Here is a 19,111-nt window from a genome sequence, read left to right as displayed (position 1 = left end):
ATGGTTTGAGCATTGCCGAATACCGAAAAGTCAATGTAGCGTGAGATTGAAACTGTCCAAAAAACGTCCGCATCCTCGAATGTGTGTCTGATTTTCAGCGTTTGCGCTGGTCAGGATATGTAAATCGGGCTTGAATAGGGTTCTGGACCTTATTCGGGCGGATCAAACCTGAAGCTTGTGCCTAGTCGGCGTCTGTAGCCAGGTGCGAGTACACCGCAAGGTCGTTGTACTCGCCACGCAGCAGCTCGGCATCCCTACAGATTCCCTCAATCGTGAATCCGGCTCGCTCCGCGACCCGACGAGAAGCGTGGTTATCCACTGCGGCGCGTAGCTCGACGCGGTGGATGCCAGCCTCATGTGCGTGCTGTGTAACGGCACGCACCGCATCGGCCATGACACCGCGCCCACGCGCCCACGGGGCGGCCGTGTAGCCCAGTTTAGCCTCGTGACCGGACTGCTGCCGCATTTCAATGTTTCCGGCATAGCGCCCCTCTACAACGATCACCCACCGCGTCACCCCGGTTGGAGGAGCGTCCATGAAGGACCGCAGATGATCCTGCGTGTACGGATGCGGGACATGTGTGAAGCGCACCGTCAGTTCGTCTTCGACGGATTCCAGAATGTCGTCAGCGACGTCGGGGATCTCATCGACCTGGTCCCACGGGACAAGTTCCATGGGTAGTGACGTTATCAATCCCGATGCGCACGTGGTGCTCGACATCAGCCAGCAGCCGCTCGCCCGCGGTTACCAGCATCGAACGTTTCCCGCAGCGCGATTCCCATGACACAAGCTGCATGATCAGCGACGAAACCCGACGGCTAGCGCTTACTGTCTTTGCAGATCGTTGAAGATCTGCTCGTTGAAATCGTAGACATACGGGCCCCATTTTCTAATGGCCGTGGTCAAAGCGGCGTCGTCTAAACCCATGCTCGTATCTACCACCCCGCACGTGAACATCTCGATGTGGTCGCCGTTATCGTATACGTAAGCTACGGGAGCCGCCTCTTGCATGTTCAGCCAGTTGATCGAGTGCGCAAGCGCCTCCCCCAAACCGGGCCGGGACGGCAGCGACGACGCGATGATGAACCGGAGCGCACCGTCTGCGACTTCGATGTCCATTTGCTGGCCGCCGATGCTGGTCTCTACGAATTGCCCAGTGTCAGTGGTGCGTACCTGCGGCATCGCACCAGTTATCTGCGTCATGCTGCGCGCCACACGGGTCGCAGTGACTGGGGGTCCGACCTCGTCGTCGGGAGTGCATTCGTCGTTGTACACGTCATAAATGTCAGAGTTCAATTTGAACTGTTCGGGGATGGCCACAGGGACCGTTACATCGATGAACCCGTGGCTAGCCATCTCGCGGTACCACGTATCAATTTCGCGAAGGCAGGTGTTCCACCACGACTGGACTTGCCCTGACGTGAGGCTTTCGCTGGCAAACATCGTCGATTTCGCCATCACCCGGTCCTCATAAAAGACGAACCGGCACATCCCGAAAGCGGGCATCTGCGGAGCATTGCTGAACACCAGAACCTCGGGTTCTTCGGAGACCACCCCCGGCAGCAGGAAGGTCGCCTCGATCGAGGCATGCTCGTCATTGAGCGCGATGAACGCTGCCATTCCATCCACCGGATATTCGCCGGTGACCTGAGCCCTCTCGTCGCCGGTGAGAACGTGTCGGCCGAGATACGCTAACGCTACAGCGCACGCATTCAGGGTGAAGGGGATCTGCATTGTCGTGTGCTCCTGTTACTCGGATCGGATCGCTCACATAAGCGTATCTAAGTACTCGCACCACATGCGAAAGAACCGGCTCCCAGGTAGAAACCCGGGGCCGGTTCTCGGAGGTCGCATGCAGTGCCTTGGGGCGTGCTAATTGTTCAGCGGCTTACGCGTGGTGGCCATAGCCACTGCGCGGTCGTGGTTCTCCTGGCGGGCCAGAACCTTGGCGGCTGCCTCGGACTGGCGCTTACCCAGCTCCTCCTCGGAGGCAGTGCCTTCACCGGCGAAGACGGAGGCGAGGGCCTCGCCGATGGCGGCGTCGGTCTCGGAGCCCTCGGTGTACTCGAGGGTCTCGTTCGTGAGAGGGAGTTCGGCGTCGGCCGGGGCGGTGTAGCCGTCGGCAAGCTTCTTCACCAGCTCCAGCGCACCCTCAACGACGTGGTCCGGGGACTGGATGATCTCGTCGTTGTCGCGCCAGAAGTCGATGTTCGCAGCCGGCACCGGCTTAACGGTGCCCAGCAACGCGTCGAACGCGACCTTGTGCGGGTTCGGCACACCGAGTTCCACCAGGCGCTCTAGCAGGCGCACCGGGCCGGACCAGCCCGGGAACAGGCCAACGTTGCGCTCCGGGAAGCCCACGCGGGTCTCGGCGTGGATGACGGACGCGTCGGTGTGCAACAGGATCTCCATGCCGCCGCCGAGCGCGACACCGCGCACAGCGCCAACAACCGGGTACGGGGCGGTGCGCAGCGCGCGGAAACCATCGATACCCTGCTGGATCGTGCGGCGGAGTTCCTCGTTGTCGCCCTCCGGGCCAGACAGCTTGGCAATGGTGCCCAGGTCTGCACCGGCGGAGAACGCACGCTCCTCGTCGTTAGCGATGACCAGGCCCTTGAGGTCCCACTCGTGGGCGTGGGTCAGCAGCTCGGTGACGTTGTTGGAGTTGGAGTTCATCGGGGTCTTGTAAGTGAAGACACCGAAGCCTGCGTAGTCGCCCTCACCGAGCTTGTACACTGCAGCGTCCTCGTTCTCAGCGACGACCTCAGCACCGTCGACGAGCTCTGCAACCTTGATCACGCCTTCGCGCTCCGGGAAGTCGGTCAGGGTGCCGTCGGTGCCGAGCACCTTGCCGTCGGCGTAGAACCCGCCTGCGTTCTTGGCGGATTCGAGGAGGGCGGGGGTGTCGTCGAAAAGCGATGCGACGTAGTCAATGCCGATGGAATCAGCGAGCTCGAACGGGCCCTTCTTCCAGCCGTAACCCAGCTGCATGGCGATGTCGATCTGGTCGACGGTGTCGGTGATCTCCGGAGCGGTGTCGCAGCAGTACTTGATGAAGGTCTTGAAGACCTCCTTGGCGTACTCCCCCTCCGGGGTGCCGGACTCCATGAGCTCCTTGGCGTCCTTCGGCACCTCGAAGGACTCCTTCGGGCGGTAGTCACCGGCTTCGAAGTCGTAAACCTCGTCGCGGCCGCGGTAGAAGCCGGACTCGGCGGTGCGGCCGGTGAAGCCCTTGTCCAGGAGGGTCTTGAACTCGTCGCGCTCGACGATGTTGTAGTCGTGGTACGCGTCCGACTCCGGCAGGGCCTTCAGCAGCGAGCCCCAGATACCCGGGACGAGCTGAATGCCCACGTAGTCGAACAGGCCGAAGATGCCGGTGCGAGGCACGCCGAACGGGCGGCCGAAAGCGACGTCAGCCTGCTCCGGCTTGATGCCCTGGTCGAACGCGGTCTTGGCGCCGACAGCCATCCAGAAGTTACCGATGCGGTTGGCAATGAAGCCCGGGGTGTCGCGGCAATCCACGACGACCTTGCCCATCTGACGCTCGAGCACGTGGTGCATCTGCTCGTTGATCTCGGCGGAGGTCTCCGGGCCCTCGACGTACTCGACCAGGCGCATCACGCGCGGCGGGTTGAAGAAGTGGGTGATGGAGAAGTCGCGCTTGAACTCCTCCGATGCCTCACCCAGCAGGACCTCCAGCGGAATGGTGGAGGTGTTGGAGGACACCGGGGTGCCCGGCTTGCGGTGCGCGTCAACCTTAGCGAAGGTGTCGCGCTTGACCTGGATGTCCTCGAAGACGGCCTCCACGATCCAGTCGACCTCGCCGAGGCGGTCCAGGTGGTCCTCGGTGTTGCCCGGGGTGACCAGCTTGGCGTACTCGGGGCGCTGGAAACCGTGGCGCTTAACCTGGGTGTCAATGCCGTTCTGGGCACGGCCGTCGCGGTCACCTTCCTCGTTCGGCAGATCCAGCAGGTGCACCTTGATGCCGGCGTTGGCCATGTGGGCGGCGATGCCGGCACCCATGGAACCAGCGCCGAGCACTGCAGCAGTTGTGATGTCTTGAGCCTTCGAAGTCATGGTTTAAACCTCCAGTACGAGAGCGATGCCCTGGCCGCCGCCGATGCACGCGGTGACAAGGCCGAGGCCGCCGCCAGCGTTCTTCAGCTGGTGGATGAGCTTGGTGGTCAGGATGACGCCGGTAGCGCCGATCGGGTGGCCGAGAGCGATAGCGCCACCCTGGATGTTGGTCTTCTCGTTGTCGAAACCGAGGCCGTCAGCGACAGCGATGCACTGTGCGGCGAAAGCCTCGTTGGACTCGATGAGCTTGATGTCGTTCAGGTCCAGGCCAGCCTTGTCCAGAGCCTTCGGCACAGCGCCAATCGGTCCGAGACCCATGGTGGCCGGGTCACAGCCAGCCAGGCCCCAGGAGACGATCTTCGCCATCGGCTCCAGACCGAATTCCTTCAGGCCGGACTCGTTGGTCATGACGGTGGCAGCAGCAGCGTCGTTAATGCCGGAAGAGTTACCCGCGGTGACGGTGCCTTCCTTGCTAAACGACGGGCGCAGCCCCGCCAGCTTCTCCAGCGTGGTCTGGCGCGGGTGCTCGTCCGTGGTGAACTCGCCGACCGGAACGATCTGCTCTTCGAACTCGCCGTTAGCGATAGCGGCAGCGGCGCGCTCCTGGGACTGCAGTGCGTACTCGTCCTGGCGCTCTCGGGAGATGCCGACCTTGGCCGCGATGTTCTCAGCGGTAATCCCCATGCCGCCGTTGCCCATCGGGTCGGTAAGAGCACCGGTGAGCCAGTCGATCAGGCGGCCGTCGCCCATTTTGCGGCCCTGGCGCATGCCCTCGACGGAGTACGGTGCCTGGGACATGATCTCCACACCGCCGGCAATGGAGAGCTTCGCATCATCGGTCATCAGCTGCTGGGCAGCGGAGATGATGGCCTGCACGCCGGAACCGCAGAGGCGGTTGACACCGTAGGCGTGGGAGCTGTTGGGCATGCCTGCCTCGAGAGAGACCGCACGGGAAGTGTAGTTGTCGCGCGGAATGGTCGTGACCACGTTGGCCCACACTGCAGAGTCGAAGTTATCAGCGGAAACGCCGGACTCCTCGATCACAGCCTTGGCGATGTGCGCGCCGAGGTCAATGGTCGGCGTCTTCGACAGCGAGCCGCCGAAGGTGCCGATCGGGGTGCGCTTGGCCTGGGTGATGTAAACAGCTTCAGACATGGAGCTCCTTAGTAACTTGTCGTGGATTACACATCCCCACAAGTATAGGAAAGATCACACCGCCAGATCACGGAAAACCAGCCGATTCCCAATGACCGCTCAGCTCTGGAATACTGCTCGCACTTATAAGCCGTTCCGCACGTCTTTGACCAGCAGTAATGGGCGAGCAGTATTCCAGAAAACCTCGAGCAGTATTCCAGGTCCTTAGGTCCCCAAGTGCTGCGTGGTCAGCAGTCCTCGGCGCTGACGCTCCAGAATGTCCGAACGCATCTGGACCACCAAAAACCACACGATGGCGAACATGATCCCCACAGCGCCGACGGACCAGTGGATGAAGAAACCGACCACAATCAGCGGCACCTGCAACCCCAGGTTCAACCACAGCGCGCCCGGCCGACGCTGCACGAAAGCGGCAATGAGGTGGGCGAAGCCCATCACGGTGACGAACACCCAGTTGAAGGTGGTCCACAGCGCGCCTTCCTGGATTTTTAGGATCACGGTCAGGCAGAGGAAGATCGTGATGGCCTCCATGATGAGGGTTCCGGACATCACTCCGGACAGGCCCTTCATCGGGTCCTTGACCGGCTCCTGGCCGGGGCCGAGCGGGCCGTACTCGATGTCGTCAGATCGACGAGACTCGCGCGGCTTGCGAGGCTTCTCGGACATCATTGCGGATCCTTTCCAAACATCGCGCGTGCTTCACCCGCGGTGACCACCGAGCCGGTGATGAGCACGCCTGAACCGGATTGCACGCCAACTGCTTCGAGGGCTTCTTCGGCGAGTTCGACTGCCAGCGAGTAGGCCGACGGCAGGTGCTCTTCGACGTGGACGCGCTCTTCGCCGAAGACATCTCGGGCGATCTCGGCGAGCTCAAAGGCGTCGGTGGCGCGCGGGGAGGACATCTGGGTGATCACTACTTCACTCAAGACCGGCTCGAGGGCTTGGAAGATACCGAGGGCGTCCTTGTCGTCGAGAATGCCGAGCACTCCAACCAGTCGCGCGAACTCGAAGTCGCGCTCCAAAGCCGCGGCAAGCGCGCGAGCGCCGTGGGGGTTGTGGGTGGCATCGATGAACGTCGTCGGGGTGGAGCGGACGCGCTCCAGGCGACCCGGCGAGACCGCCGCGGCAAACCCGACGCGCACCAAGTCCACGTCGAGAGTTTTGCCGGCACCAGCGCCGAAGAACGCCTCCACGGCGGCCAACGCGACTGCCGCGTTGCGCGCCTGGTGTGGCCCGGACAGAGGCAGGAAGATCTCGTCGTACTCGCCCGATAGCCCGCGCAGTGTCAACGTCTGTCCACCAACAGCGACGGTGGAGGACTCCACGCCGAACTCCTGCCCCAGACGAGCCACCGCGCTACCGACCTCGACGGTGCGCTCAAGCACGACGCGCATGGCTTCGGGCTCTTGGTCCGCGACCACTGTCACGGACTCCGGGCTCTTCACAATTCCGGCCTTCTCCCCCGCGATTTGCTCGATCGTGTCGCCCAGGTAGTCGGTGTGGTCCAGCCCGATCGGCATGATCACGTCGACATCCGCATCGACGACATTGGTCGCGTCCCAGGTTCCGCCCATCCCTACCTCGACGACGGCAATATCCACCGGGGCATCAGCAAACGCCGCCAGAGCAATCCCGACAATCGCTTCGAAATAGGACAGGGGGTGGTCGGATTTGTCGTCGACAAGCTGCATGTAGGGCTTGATTTCTTCGTACACGCGCACGAAGTCGGCCGGATGAATGGGCGCGCCGTCGATACCGATGCGCTCCGTGACGGTCTGCAGGTGCGGGCTTGTGGTGCGGCCCACCCGCGCGCCGAATGTGCGCAACAGCGATTCGATCATCCGCACGGTCGATGTCTTGCCGTTCGTACCCGCGACGTGAATGACCTTGAAGGACTGCTGCGGCTGGCCCAGCAGATCCATCAGCATCTCGATGCGCTCCAACGACGGATCCAGCTTCGTTTCCGGCCACCGCGCCCGCAGCTCCTCCTCGACGCGCGCAAGTGCTGCGAGGTCACGCTCCGTCACAGGCTTTTCGACGGTCTCTTCTCCAGTCTCCTGCCCTTCCCCGAGGTTGAGGACGAGGCCGTCCTCGTCCATGTCGACATGGAAGCTGTCGTCGCTCAAACTATCCTCCCAATCCGTCGAGGCGCGCGGTGACGCGCTCGGCCTCTTCCTGCGCGACCTGTTGGCGGGTGCGGATCTTCGCCACAACCTCCTCCGGCGCCTTCGCCAGGAAAGCCTCGTTGCCGAGCTTCTTACCGGTGGTCTCCAGCTCCTTCTGCGCGGCGGCGAGCTCCTTTTCCAGACGCTTGCGCTCAGCGGCAAGGTCGACCGTGCCCGAGGTATCCAGCGCCACATCGATCGTGGCTTGGCTCAAGCGCACCTCAATGCTTGCCGACGGCGCAAACCCCTCCTCCGGAGCCTCCACCTTCGCGATCGACCGGACCAGCTCCTCCTGCCCCACCAGATCGGCTGCCGCGAAGTCGAGTTTCGCCGGAACCTTCTGCGAGGGCTTGACACCCTGGTCGGAGCGGAAGCGGCGCAACTCAGTGATCAGGGCGATTGCGTCCTCAATCCGGCGCTGCGCGGCCTCGTCGGGTTGCGCGCCGCCATTAGTGTCCTCCGCTGTCGGCCATGGTGCCAGGCACAGCGACTCTTCTTCCGTGAGTGCTTTCCACAGGACCTCGGTGACGAACGGCATCGTCGGGTGCAGCAGGCGCAGGACCACGTCCAGGACGCGCCCGAGAACGATCTGCGTGTTGCGGCCGCGTGCGCGGTCCGCCTCGCTCGCAGCATCGATGTCGCGTGGAATCTGGGTCTTCGCGATCTCCAGGTACCAGTCGCACAGCTCGTCCCAGGCGAAGTGGTAGAGCTCCTCGTTGGCCTTGGAGAACTGGTAGTCGTCGAGAAGCTGGTCGACGTGGCCGCGCACCGTCTCGAGGCGGTCGAGGATCCACCGGTCCGCATCAGTGAGTTGCTCGCGGGGCGGCAATTCTCCGAGCGCAGCTCCGTTCATGAGCGCGAACTTCGTCGCGTTGTAGAGCTTGGTGGCGAAGTTGCGGGCAGAGGCGGCGTTGTCATCGCCGATCGGCAGGTCGATGCCCGGGTTCGCACCCCGGGCCAGGGCGAAACGCAATGCGTCCGCGCCGTAGTCGCGCACCCAGTCCATCGGGTCGATGCCGTTGCCCAGGGACTTCGACATCTTGCGGCCCTTCTCGTCGCGGACGAGGCCGTGGAGGAAGATGTGCTCGAAAGGTATCTGCGGACGGCCGTCGGCGCCAGTGCCGAGGACATCCGGGGTTTGCGTGCCTGCGAAGGTGCCGAACATCATCATGCGGGCAACCCAGAAGAAGAGGATGTCGTAGGCGGTGACCAGCACGGTCGTCGGGTAGAACTTCTCCAGCTCCGGGGTCTTCTCCGGCCAGCCCATCGTCGAAAATGGCCACAGGGCAGAGGAGAACCAGGTGTCCAGGACGTCCGGATCTTGCTCGTAACCGGCCGGCGGCTCCTCGTCGGGGCCACAGCAGACAATGTCGCGTTCGCCGTTCTCGTCCTCGGGGCCGTACCAGATCGGAATGCGGTGGCCCCACCACAGCTGGCGCGAAATGGTCCAGTCGTGCATGTTGTCCACCCAGTCGAAGTAGCGCTTGCTCAACGACTCTGGGTGGATCTCGGTGTCGCCGGAACGGACGGCATCGCCGGACATGCGGGCGAGCTCGTCGACCTTGACAAACCACTGCAGCGACAGGCGCGGTTCGATTGGCTCGCCAGTGCGCTCGGAGTGGCCGACGGAGTGGACGTAAGGGCGGACTTCCTTGACGATGCGGCCCATCTGTGCGAGTTCCTCGCGAACTCGCACACGCGCGTCGAAGCGGTCGAGCCCGTCGAACTGGGTGCCGGTGTTCGCGATGTGGCCGGTGGCGTCCATGATGATCGGCATGTCCAAGTTGTGGCGCAGGCCCATGTCGTAGTCGTTCGGGTCGTGCGCCGGGGTGATCTTCACGGCACCGGTTCCCAGCTCCATGTCGACGTAGTCGTCGGCGATGACCTTGATCTTCAAGTCGTCGCGGAACGGGTGGTCGAATTCCTGGCCCACCAGGTCCGTGTAGCGCTCGTCATCGGGGTGGACCGCGATGGCGACGTCGCCGAGCATCGTCTCAACACGGGTGGTGGCCACAACAAGGTGCGGCTCATCGTCGTTAAGCGAGCCGTAGCGGATGGAGACGAACTCGCCCTCGACGTCCTTGTACACGACCTCAATGTCAGAGACAGCCGTCTCGAGCACCGGCGACCAGTTGACCAGGCGGTAGTCGCGGTAAATCATCCCAGCGTCATAGAGCTGTTTGAAGATGGTCACGACGGCGCGGTTCAGACCGTCGTCAAGCGTGAATCGCTCCCGCGACCAGTCGACGGAATCGCCGATCGCCCGCATCTGCGAGGTGATGGTGCCGCCGTACTTTTCTTTCCACTCCCACACACGGCCGATGAATTCGTCGCGCCCGTAGTCGTAGCGGTCCTTGCCCTCGGTCTCTTTGAGCATGGCTTCGACCTTGGTCTGGGTGGCAATGCCAGCGTGGTCCATGCCCGGCAGCCACAGGACTTCGAAGCCCTGCATGCGCTTGCGGCGTGACAGGGAGTCCATCAGCGTGTGGTCGAGCGCGTGACCCATGTGGAGCTGACCAGTCACGTTCGGCGGCGGCAGCACGATCGAGTAGGCGGGCTTGTCCGAGGCCGGATCAGCAGTGAAGTAGCCCTTAGCTACCCAATCCTCGTAGATGCCCTGCTCGATCTCCTGCGGCTCCCAGCTTTTCGGCAGGGAGTCAGCGCGGTTGGCACCGATGAGGGACTCGTTGAATGTCTTGCCGCTTTGTTCAGTCACGCAGAACAGTCTAGCGGGGTCGACGCTCGCGCTGATAAGGGGGAAAGCTCTAGAACAGCTTGTCCGCGATCTCCGCTTCCGCGCGCAGTGCCTCAATGTTGGCATCAATCCGCTCGCGCTGGAACTCGTTCAAATCCAAGCCTTCGACGACACTCCAGCGGCCGTTGATGCCGATGACCGGAAGACCGAAAACCAGGCCCTCATCGACCCCGTAGCTACCGTTCGACACCACAGCCGAGGTCACCCACTTGCCTTCAGTGCCAGCCACCCAGTCGCGCATGTGGTCCACGGCCGCCGACGCAGCAGAGGCCGCAGACGAGCGCCCGCGCACTTCGATGATCTCGGAGCCACGCTTAGCGACGCGCGGAATGAACTCCTCGACATACCAATCACGCTCCACACGGTCTTTCACTGGCTGGCCACCCACGGTCGCGTACTCAATGTCAGGGAACATCGTGTCACCGTGGTTGCCCCACACCGCGATGGACTCGAAACGGCTCGAGTGCTCGTCCAGCTGCTGGGACAGCATCGAGATCGTGCGGTTGTGGTCCAGGCGCATGAGCGCGTTGAAGTGTTCCGGGCCGACATCCGGAGCTGCCTTGTTGGCGATGTAGGCGTTGGTGTTGGCCGGGTTGCCGATCACCAGCACACGCACGTCATCTGCTGCGTGGTCATTGATAGAGCGGCCCTGGTCGATGAAGATCTTGCCGTTGGCCTCCAGCATGTCCGCACGGGATTCACCCTTGCCGCGCGGCTTCGCGCCGACGAGGAACGCGGCGTTCGTGCCGTCGAAAGCCTTCTTCGCGTCATCCGTGACGTGCAGATTGCAGATCTTGTTCAACGCAGAGTCGCTGAGTTCCATGGCTACGCCGTCGACCTTCTGCACGTTGTCCGGGATGTCCATCAGCGTCAGGTCCACCAGGGTGTCGGGGCCGAACACTTCGCCAGCACCGATGCGCCACAGCAACGAGTACGCGATGTTGCCGGCGGCGCCGGTGACAGTGACTTTCACGGGTTGGTTCGGTGCAGTCATAGTGGATGATCTCCTTGCTGTAGCGTCTCACCCCCTGCCGGGGTTGTCCTCCAGGTCCATGCTACCCCCGTTCTTCTAGGGTTTTTCCACCCTGACTGCCCCGTTTACCCCCATATTCGCCCACCGTGCGAACAATTTAGGCAATCTTATGGTTGATCAATTAAGTATTTATCCCCCGGCCCCGAGGAGGCAGACGTGTCCGACCTGACCGCGCAGCGCAATCCGGTTGGCCACTCCGCGCCCGCAGTCAAGGCCCGCATCGAGCAGGCCGTCGATGTCGCGCTGCGCGAATTCGCTCGCAACGGGTACGCCGCCACCCGGCTGGAGACCATTGCGGCGGAAGCCGGCGTGACCAAACGCATGCTGCACTACCACTTCGGCGACAAGAAGGGCCTATACGTCAGTGCCCTGCAACGCGCTGCATGGTCCTTCTCCCCGCCGCAGGAATTCCTCGAACGCACCTTCAAGGTGCCTGTTGAGGGCATCCGCCGCTTTGTAGACTCGATCTTCCACCAGATGGTCCAGCACCCGGACTCAATCCAGCTGTTCCTGCGTGAGAACCTCGACCCGGTTCTGGACAAGAGCGACGTGACCGCCATCTGGAGCAACATGGACATGATCCTCCAGATCGAACGGTTACTCATGATGGGTCAGGATGCCGGGGCATTCCGTCCCGGTGTGTCTGCCTCTGACCTTGGCTTCATCATCGCCTCGATCGCGTTCTTCCGTGTGGGAAACAAGGACACGATGGACAGTTTCGGCGCAATCAACCTGTTCACCCCGGACAACACGGAGGGGATGCGGCGGCTCACCATTGACCTCGTGCTGTCATTCCTGACCTCGACGATCCCCGACACTGGGCATAATTCTTACCTGACAGTGTCGCTGCCGAGGGACATGCAGGCAGGCTCGTCTGACGTTGAGCAAGGGGACGATGCTCTGCCCGTCGATTACAGCGTGGGCGAATCCGCCGACGACATTTACGACAACGGCAGCGGCGCCGGCACCCTCTAAGCGGGGCACGCTGTGGGTCGAGCCCGCTGTAGGTCGAGCTCGCTGAAAGTCCCCGGCTTAAGCGGACTTCTTGGCGTCGCGGAGCACGTAGTCCGGCTCAGCGTCGTCGTTGACCACCGCATCAGTAATGACCACTTCGTCCACGTCATCGCGGTCCGGCAGGTCGTACATGATCGGGACGAGGATCTCTTCCATGATCGCGCGTAGGCCACGGGCACCCGTGCCGCGCTCCGCTGCCTTTTTCGCCACGGCATACAGCGCCCCGTCGTCGAACCGCAACTGCGCCCCATCCATGTTGAACAGGCGCTGGTACTGCTTGACCAACGAGTTCTTCGGCTCAGTGAGCACGCGCACCATGGATTCTTCGTCGAGGTTCTCCACAGCGGCAAGAATCGGCAGACGGCCAATGAACTCGGGGATGAGACCGAACTTGACCAAGTCCTCCGGCTGCACCTGGGCGAGCATGTTGGCTTCCTCGCGCTCCGCGGCCGAATCGATCTCCGCGCCGAAGCCGATTCCCTTCTTGCCCACGCGTTCGGCGATGACCTTGTCCAAACCGTCGAAAGCACCCGCCACGATGAACAGGATGTTCGTCGTGTCCAGCTGGATGAACTCCTGGTTGGGGTGCTTGCGCCCACCTTGCGGCGGCACGGATGCGACGGTGCCCTCGAGGATCTTCAGCAGCGCCTGCTGCACACCCTCACCAGACACGTCGCGGGTGATGGAGGGGTTCTCCGACTTCCGGGAGATCTTATCCACCTCGTCGACGTAGATGATGCCGTTCTGGGCACGGTTCACGTCGAAGTCTGCTGCCTGCAGCAACTTCAGCAGGATGTTCTCCACATCCTCGCCGACATAGCCCGCCTCCGTCAACGATGTCGCATCGGCGATCGCGAACGGCACGTTGAGCATCCGGGCGAGGGTCTGCGCCAGGTAGGTCTTACCCGAGCCTGTCGGCCCGAGCAGCAGAATGTTGGACTTGGCAATCTCCACGTCCTCATCCCGCTTGCGAGCCCCCGATGCAGCGGACTTCTCCGTGCGGACACGCTTGTAGTGGTTGTACACAGCAACGGCCAAGGTGCGCTTCGCGCGGTCCTGCCCGACCACATACTGGTCCAAGAACGAGGTGATCTCAGAGGGACGCGGCAGGTGCCCGTCATCGCTCGTCTCCTGCGCCTGAGCGCCGGCCAGCTCTTCCTCGATGATCTCGTTGCACAGCTCAATGCACTCATCGCAGATGTAGACGCCGCCGCCGGCAATGAGCTTGCGCACCTGCTTCTGGCTCTTGCCGCAGAAGGAGCACTTCAGCAAATCCGAGCTGTCTTGCGTTACTGCCATGGGATGTGTCTCAACTCTCGCTTCTGTCTCGCCGCTTAGAACTGACAACCTCAACGCTACCCGGCGGGTGGAACATTCCCGTCCGCCCCCGACCAGAAAACATGTGAGGTTTCGGTCTCTCGAGTGTAACCGTCCAAGCCGCCAAAACCGGCATTGATCGCGCGTCTGCAAGATGCCGGTAGTTCGGGAACAATGAATGCCATGACAATCCTTGACGCAAAAGTATCCGGCAATGAAAACAGTGAAAATACCGTTGTCCTGCTGCCGTCCATCGGCACGACCCACGAGTCGTGGGATGCGCAGCTTCCCGCATTAGAAGACGAGTTCAAAGTGGTGCGCATTAACCACCGCGGCCACGGCGAGTCCCCCGTCCCGGCGGTCAATCTGGGCATGACCACGGTCGACGACCTCGCTAGCGATGTCATCGAGACCCTCAACTCGCTGGGCATTTCCTCCTGCGCAATCGTGGGCCTGTCCATGGGTGGTGCGATTGCCCAGCACCTCGCCGCAACGTCCGACTTGGTCGAGCGCGCGGTCTTCGCTTCTACGGCGACGTTCCTCGGCGGGGCCGGCAAGTGGCAGGAGCGCTCCGACACTGCCCGCAACGAGGGCATGGGCCCGATCGTGGATCCTACGGTGGACAACTGGTTCACGGACGGGTTCAAGGCAGAGCACGGTGATGTCGTCGATAAGTTCAAGGCCATGGTCGGCTCTGTCGATCCGGAGGCGTACGCGCAGTGCGGCGATGCCTTGGCCAAGTGGGGTTTTGATGAGCGCCTGCAGGAAATCACCGTTCCGGTCCTGGCCATCGCAGGTTCCGACGATCCCTCCACCGGCCCCGACAAACTCCGCGAAATCGCCGATGGAGTCACGGGCCCAAGCGAGATGACTGTCATTGAGTCTGCGTCCCACCAGGTGGCAACGGAACAGCCCGACATGTTCAACGAAGCTCTGGTCGCGTTCCTCAAGGTCTAAGCTTTACGACGTCTCCCCTCGCCCCGATCCGGGGCGTTTCCCCCACCACAACCGCGATCCCCGGCTATGTTTAAAGCATCCCGTTACTTGACGATGCAAGGAATATCGCCATGATCGCCCTCCCGCGCCTAAACACCCGCCGAGCAGCTGCTGCCGTCGGCGCAGCTGTTCTGCTCCCGCTCAGCCTCGCCGCATGCGGTGGAATCGAAGAACCCACTATCGACGACAGCGCCAGCCCCGAATCCCTCGACCCGGTGACCATCACCGAGACCGTGTTCGACGAGCTTGAAGCTGAAGAAGAGCCTGCCGATAATGAGCCCGCAGAACAAGCTCCGGTTGAAGAGTCCGAGGACCCCGTCGAAGTGTCTTGTTCCGCCGTAGAAGGAGACTTGGAGCATGACGGCAGGGTGCTCGGGGAATGCGACGGTGAATGGGCTTACGGCTACACCCCTCAGTCCGACGACTCCGTGTACTACATGCTTTCAGGAACCCACTGGGTGGAGATCCAGCCGGACGGCCAAACCTTTACCGGCTTCAACTGTTACGACGTGGACTCCTACGCAGACGATGGCGCACCGGCGTTCATTACTGACGGCATGTTGGAATGCGATTAAGAGTTTCAACGACAGACTTGCGGAACCAGTGCCGAGCCATTCATCCTAGGTAATTTGGCCTGTACAACTGTTGGTTGATTTGCCGGAGGCCACAATGACCACTCGTTCTGCAACCCGCACTCTCAGCACCCTCGTCTGCGCGGCTCTACTTCCTCTCGGGCTAGCCGCATGCACCGAGGACGCCCCGCTTCCAGAACCCACCCCGAGTCCTGAGACCACAACGGAAACTGTCTCCGAGGAGACTGAACCAGAAACAGACGATAGCTCCACCACGGTCACAGTCTCCGAAACGGAAGAAGCATCTGACGCAGCCGCGGCTGCGGAACCGGCCGAATCCCCGACCGGCCCGTGCGAGTGGACCCCCGCAGAGGAAGGCGATATCGGTGACACCATCTCCACCTACTGCGACGGGCAGTTCGCCGTGATCGGGAAGTACCGCTCCGACAACGTGGAATACCTGCACTGGGACGGAAACGACTGGCAGCCAATTGAGCACGACGGACGCGATCCGGCGTCGAACTTCAAGTGCTACGACCACGACAAGGTGCGCGAGATGGGTGCGCCGGAAGAGTTCGTCGAAAAGCTCACTCCGTGCCGCTAAGAGTGGTGCCAAGATTTAGTTCGCATGTTTGCATCGGCAACGAATTCTGACCTGGTCTTTTGGCTACCAAGATCAGGCCCGATGCAAACTAAATCTGCGGGACTAGAAGTCGTGGATCTGTTGCGGCGCCGGAACCGTTCCTCGGTTTGGCGCGTGAATGCGAATAAAGACAACGCCCCCGCGAATCCAGGCCGGTGAAGGCTGGACGCGGGGGCGTCGATAAGCGAAAAGCTCTTATGCGTTGAGCTTGCGGTAGTCGAAGACCTGGTCGATGATGCCGTACTCGACAGCTTCCTCAGCGGTGAGGATCTTGTCGCGGTCGGTGTCGATGCGAACCTGCTCAGCGGTGCGGCCGGAGTGGCGGGCCAGCGTCTCCTCCATGAGGCGGCGCATGCGCTCGATCTCCTGGGCCTGAATCTCCAGGTCAGAAACCTGGCCCTGGGTGCCCTGGGTGGCCGGCTGGTGAATGAGCACGCGGGAGTTCGGCAGCGCAGCGCGCTTGCCCGGAGCACCAGCAGCGAGAATCACCGCCGCAGCGGATGCGGCCTGACCCAGGCAGACAGTCTGCACGTCGGGGCGGACGTACTGCATCGTGTCGTAGATGGCCATCAGGGAGGTAAAGGAACCGCCCGGGGAGTTGATGTACATCGTGATGTCGCGGTCCGGATCCTGGGACTCCAGGACAAGCAGCTGCGCCATGATGTCGTTGGCGGACGTATCATCGACCTGGGTGCCCAGGAAGATGATGCGCTCCTCGAAAAGCTTCGAGTATGGGTTGGTTTCCTTCGTGCCGTACGACGACTGCTCGATAAAGCTCGGCAGGACGTAACGGGAGCTAGGCATCTGGAAAGACATATTTTCTCCTTTGAATCTCTGCCGGGTTAGTTGCTGATGGTGCCTTGGGCGTTGGAGATCACGTGGTCGACGATCCCGTAATCCTTCGCCTCCTGCGCGGTGAACCAGCGGTCGCGGTCCGAGTCCTTGGTGATTTGCTCGAAGCTCTGGCCGGTGTGCTCCGCGATGAGCTCCGCCATCTCTTTCTTCGTCTGCGCGAACTGCTCCGCTTGGATGGCGATGTCAGCTGCGGTACCACCCACGCCTGCCGACGGCTGGTGCATCATGATGCGCGCGTGCGGCAGAGCAAAACGCTTGCCCTTCGTGCCGCCCGACAGCAAGAACTGGCCCATCGATGCGGCCAGACCCATGCCGTAGGTGGCAATGTCACACGGCGAGTACTTCATCGTGTCGTAGATCGCCATGCCCGCCGTCACAGAGCCGCCCGGAGAGTTGATGTACAGCGAGATGTCGCGGTTCGGATCCTCTGCGGACAGCAGGAGGATCTGCGCGCACAGCTTGTTCGCAATCTCATCGTCGACCTGCTGGCCGAGGAAGATGATGCGCTCACGCAGCAGGCGCTCGTACACCGAGTCACCCAGGTTCATGCCGGTGGCCGGGGTTGTCATCTACAGTGCTCCTTCTAAATCAGTTTTCGTTGCGTCTCAAGTAACGCCCCACCCTAGTCGCGGATTCCCGCCGGGCGGTCTGTGTTCGCTGTCAGCGTGCGGGCTAACGGCAAACCCCGGCAGACGGGAGAATGTCCAGCCTGCCGGGGTGCACGAAGATTTACTTCTCGTCTGCCGAATCAGCGTCAGCGGCGTCAGCGCCAGCAGCGTCTGCCTCAGCGGCTTCAACCACGGCTGCGTCGGCAGCCTCTGCCTCAGCAACCTCGTCCTCGTCGAGTTCACCGAAGTACTCGTTCGGATCGATGGTGTTGCCGTCCTCGTCCTTCACGGTGGTGCGCGCGATAGCGGCGGCCAGTGCCTTGCCGCGGCGGACATCGGCGTAGAGGTTTGCCACCTGGCCGGACTGCTGCAGCTGCATGATGAACTGGTTCGGGTCCATGCCGTAGGACTGGGCGGTGAACAGGATGTGGTCGGTCAGCTCCTGCTGGGACACCTCCGGCTCTTCCTGGTCGGCGACAGCATCGAGGAAAAGCTGGGTACGGATGGAGTCCTCGGCGTTCTCGCGGGACTCCTTGTCGAACTCCTCGCGGGTCGTGCCCTGCGCCTCGAGCAGCTGGGCGAAGGCGGACTCGTCGTGGGCCATCTGGCCGAGGATCTGGTGGAGCTGGTTGTGGACCTGCTCGTCGACAGCTGCGGTGGGCAGCTCGAAGGAGGACTGTGCCAGCGCGGCCTTGAGGACCTCGTCGCGGATGTCAGCAGCCTGCTGGTTCTTGCTGTTTTCCTCGAGCTGGGTCTTCGTGGACTCGCGCAGCTCCTCGACGGTGTCGAACTCGGAGGCCATCTGCACGAACTCTTCGTCGAGCTCCGGCAGGGTGCGCTCCTTGGTCTGCTGGACGGTCACGGTGATGGTGGCCTGCTCGCCCTTGTGCTCGCCGTACTGGATCTCGGACTCGAACTCAGCGGACTCGCCGGTCTTGAGGCCTTTAATGGCCTTGTCCAGGCCTTCCATGAGGTCGTCGCGGCCGATCTCGTAGGAAATACCCTCCGTGGAGGCTTCCTCAATCTTCTCGCCGTCGACGGTTGCCTCGAGGTCGATGACCGCGAAGTCGCCCTTCTTCAGCTTGCGCTTGGTGTCCTTGAGCTCGCCGAAGCGGGCGCGCAAGTTGTCCAGCTCCTCGTCGACAGCGTCGTCGCCGACCTTGATCGACGGCACCGTGACGGAGATCTTGGAGAAGTCCGGAACCTCAATCTCCGGGCGGATGTCCACCTCAGCGGTGAACTCGACGTGGTCATTGTCCTCGATCTCGGTGATCTCGATCTGCGGCTGGCCCAGCACATTCAGCTCGTTATCGGTGACGGCCTGCTCGTAGCGGGTCGGCAGCATATCGTTGACAACCTGCTCGAGGATCGGGCCGCGGCCAAATCGGGCGTCGATAAGCTGGCGCGGAGCCTTACCGCGACGGAAACCCGGAATGTTGACCTGCTGAGCAATGGCCTTGTACGCCTGGTCGATTTCCGTGCCGAGCTCCTCGAAGGGAACGGTCACGGTCAGCTTCGCGCGAGTGTCGCTGAGCTTGTCCACGGAAGTCTTCACGGAAATACTCTCCTGGCTAGTTGTCTTCGTTGTCGTTAGGTTCACCTGGGCGCCGCGTAAAGCGGTGCCCTGTCGGGGCGACAGGATTTGAACCTGCGACCCCCTGCTCCCAAAGCAGGTGCGCTACCAAACTGCGCCACGCCCCGTAAGCTGCTCAGGGGTTCACCCCGCTAGCTCACGGGAGACGATTCTACGTGGGCCCAATGAGGGCAGTTTCATCGGGGGCCAGGAATGAACAAGAGCTGACTCCGGATTTCCAGGAGCCAGCTCTGTGGTGGAGGGAATGACGGTGTCTGAAGTCATGACATAGTTGACACGGCGTGCCTGGGACAGCATTCCTGATGGTTGACAGGTCAGTCGCGACA

Annotated in this window: 16 protein-coding genes and 1 tRNA gene; 4 read left to right on the top strand and 13 right to left on the bottom strand. The window is 62.2% G+C overall.

From position 1 onward, the window contains the following. Positions 1 to 181 precede the first annotated feature (181 nt). The 8 genes from KBX17_RS11065 to KBX17_RS11030 form a co-directional block, all read right to left on the bottom strand. On the bottom strand, positions 182 to 676 hold the full coding sequence (locus KBX17_RS11065; RefSeq protein WP_256019866.1) for a GNAT family N-acetyltransferase: 495 nt from the start codon (positions 674 to 676) through the stop codon (positions 182 to 184). Positions 677 to 826: 150 nt separating this feature from the next. Then, a complete protein-coding gene (locus tag KBX17_RS11060; RefSeq protein ID WP_005289120.1) occupies positions 827 to 1,735 on the bottom strand; it encodes a hypothetical protein in 909 nt (302 codons plus the stop codon). Between the two features lie 138 nt (positions 1,736 to 1,873). Then, positions 1,874 to 4,078, bottom strand: coding sequence for a 3-hydroxyacyl-CoA dehydrogenase/enoyl-CoA hydratase family protein (locus KBX17_RS11055; RefSeq protein WP_256019865.1), 2,205 nt, complete (start codon positions 4,076 to 4,078; stop codon positions 1,874 to 1,876). Between the two features lie 3 nt (positions 4,079 to 4,081). Continuing rightward, entirely contained in the window at positions 4,082 to 5,233 is a 1,152-nt protein-coding gene (locus KBX17_RS11050; protein WP_005289115.1) for an acetyl-CoA C-acyltransferase, read from the bottom strand. 204 nt (positions 5,234 to 5,437) lie between these two features. Continuing rightward, complete coding sequence (locus tag KBX17_RS11045; RefSeq protein ID WP_256019863.1) at positions 5,438 to 5,899, bottom strand: DUF4233 domain-containing protein; 462 nt, start codon at positions 5,897 to 5,899, stop codon at positions 5,438 to 5,440. Next, positions 5,899 to 7,332, bottom strand: coding sequence for a folylpolyglutamate synthase/dihydrofolate synthase family protein (locus KBX17_RS11040; protein ID WP_256019868.1), 1,434 nt, complete (start codon positions 7,330 to 7,332; stop codon positions 5,899 to 5,901). Before KBX17_RS11040 ends, KBX17_RS11045 begins: the two co-directional genes overlap by 1 nt. 28 nt (positions 7,333 to 7,360) lie before the next feature. Beyond that, positions 7,361 to 10,123: a valine--tRNA ligase gene (locus KBX17_RS11035; RefSeq protein WP_305086291.1), complete on the bottom strand. Its 2,763-nt coding sequence runs from the start codon at positions 10,121 to 10,123 to the stop codon at positions 7,361 to 7,363. Positions 10,124 to 10,163: 40 nt separating this feature from the next. Continuing rightward, the gene (locus KBX17_RS11030; RefSeq protein ID WP_255998505.1) at positions 10,164 to 11,147 is read right to left on the bottom strand and encodes a malate dehydrogenase; all 984 of its coding nucleotides are present in this window, start codon (positions 11,145 to 11,147) and stop codon (positions 10,164 to 10,166) included. A gap of 195 nt (positions 11,148 to 11,342) precedes the next feature. Between KBX17_RS11030 and KBX17_RS11025 the strand changes: the two genes are divergently transcribed. Continuing rightward, positions 11,343 to 12,161 carry a TetR/AcrR family transcriptional regulator gene (locus KBX17_RS11025; RefSeq protein WP_256019860.1) on the top strand — a complete coding sequence of 273 codons (819 nt, stop codon included), beginning with the start codon at positions 11,343 to 11,345 and terminating at the stop codon, positions 12,159 to 12,161. A gap of 57 nt (positions 12,162 to 12,218) precedes the next feature. Here the strand turns inward: KBX17_RS11025 and clpX are convergent, their stop codons facing one another. After that, on the bottom strand, positions 12,219 to 13,499 hold the full coding sequence (clpX, locus tag KBX17_RS11020; RefSeq protein WP_256019859.1) for an ATP-dependent Clp protease ATP-binding subunit ClpX: 1,281 nt from the start codon (positions 13,497 to 13,499) through the stop codon (positions 12,219 to 12,221). 201 nt (positions 13,500 to 13,700) lie between these two features. Between clpX and KBX17_RS11015 the strand changes: the two genes are divergently transcribed. The 3 genes from KBX17_RS11015 (at position 13,701) to KBX17_RS11005 (ending at position 15,689) form a co-directional block, all read left to right on the top strand. Further along, the gene (locus KBX17_RS11015) at positions 13,701 to 14,474 is read left to right on the top strand and encodes an alpha/beta fold hydrolase (RefSeq protein ID WP_256019857.1); all 774 of its coding nucleotides are present in this window, start codon (positions 13,701 to 13,703) and stop codon (positions 14,472 to 14,474) included. A 110-nt stretch (positions 14,475 to 14,584) separates the two neighbouring features. Further along, positions 14,585 to 15,088 carry a hypothetical protein gene (locus tag KBX17_RS11010; RefSeq protein WP_256019856.1) on the top strand — a complete coding sequence of 168 codons (504 nt, stop codon included), beginning with the start codon at positions 14,585 to 14,587 and terminating at the stop codon, positions 15,086 to 15,088. Between the two features lie 94 nt (positions 15,089 to 15,182). Beyond that, positions 15,183 to 15,689, top strand: a complete 507-nt coding sequence (locus tag KBX17_RS11005; protein ID WP_256019854.1) for a hypothetical protein — start codon at positions 15,183 to 15,185, stop codon at positions 15,687 to 15,689. A gap of 234 nt (positions 15,690 to 15,923) precedes the next feature. Here the strand turns inward: KBX17_RS11005 and KBX17_RS11000 are convergent, their stop codons facing one another. The 4 genes from KBX17_RS11000 to KBX17_RS10985 form a co-directional block, all read right to left on the bottom strand. Further along, complete coding sequence (locus KBX17_RS11000) at positions 15,924 to 16,544, bottom strand: ATP-dependent Clp protease proteolytic subunit (protein ID WP_255998512.1); 621 nt, start codon at positions 16,542 to 16,544, stop codon at positions 15,924 to 15,926. A gap of 26 nt (positions 16,545 to 16,570) precedes the next feature. Continuing rightward, a complete protein-coding gene (locus KBX17_RS10995) occupies positions 16,571 to 17,152 on the bottom strand; it encodes an ATP-dependent Clp protease proteolytic subunit (protein ID WP_005289085.1) in 582 nt (193 codons plus the stop codon). Between the two features lie 160 nt (positions 17,153 to 17,312). Continuing rightward, complete coding sequence (gene tig, locus KBX17_RS10990; protein WP_256019853.1) at positions 17,313 to 18,746, bottom strand: trigger factor; 1,434 nt, start codon at positions 18,744 to 18,746, stop codon at positions 17,313 to 17,315. A 72-nt stretch (positions 18,747 to 18,818) separates the two neighbouring features. Beyond that, positions 18,819 to 18,892, bottom strand: a tRNA-Pro gene (locus tag KBX17_RS10985). Positions 18,893 to 19,111: the final 219 nt, after the last annotated feature.

The organism is Corynebacterium sp. CCUG 65737, assembly GCF_024454115.1.
In the GTDB taxonomy this organism is placed as follows: domain Bacteria; phylum Actinomycetota; class Actinomycetes; order Mycobacteriales; family Mycobacteriaceae; genus Corynebacterium; species Corynebacterium genitalium.
The sequence above is the reverse complement of the archived record's forward strand: the minus strand, read 5'-3'. Positions and strand labels throughout refer to the sequence as shown.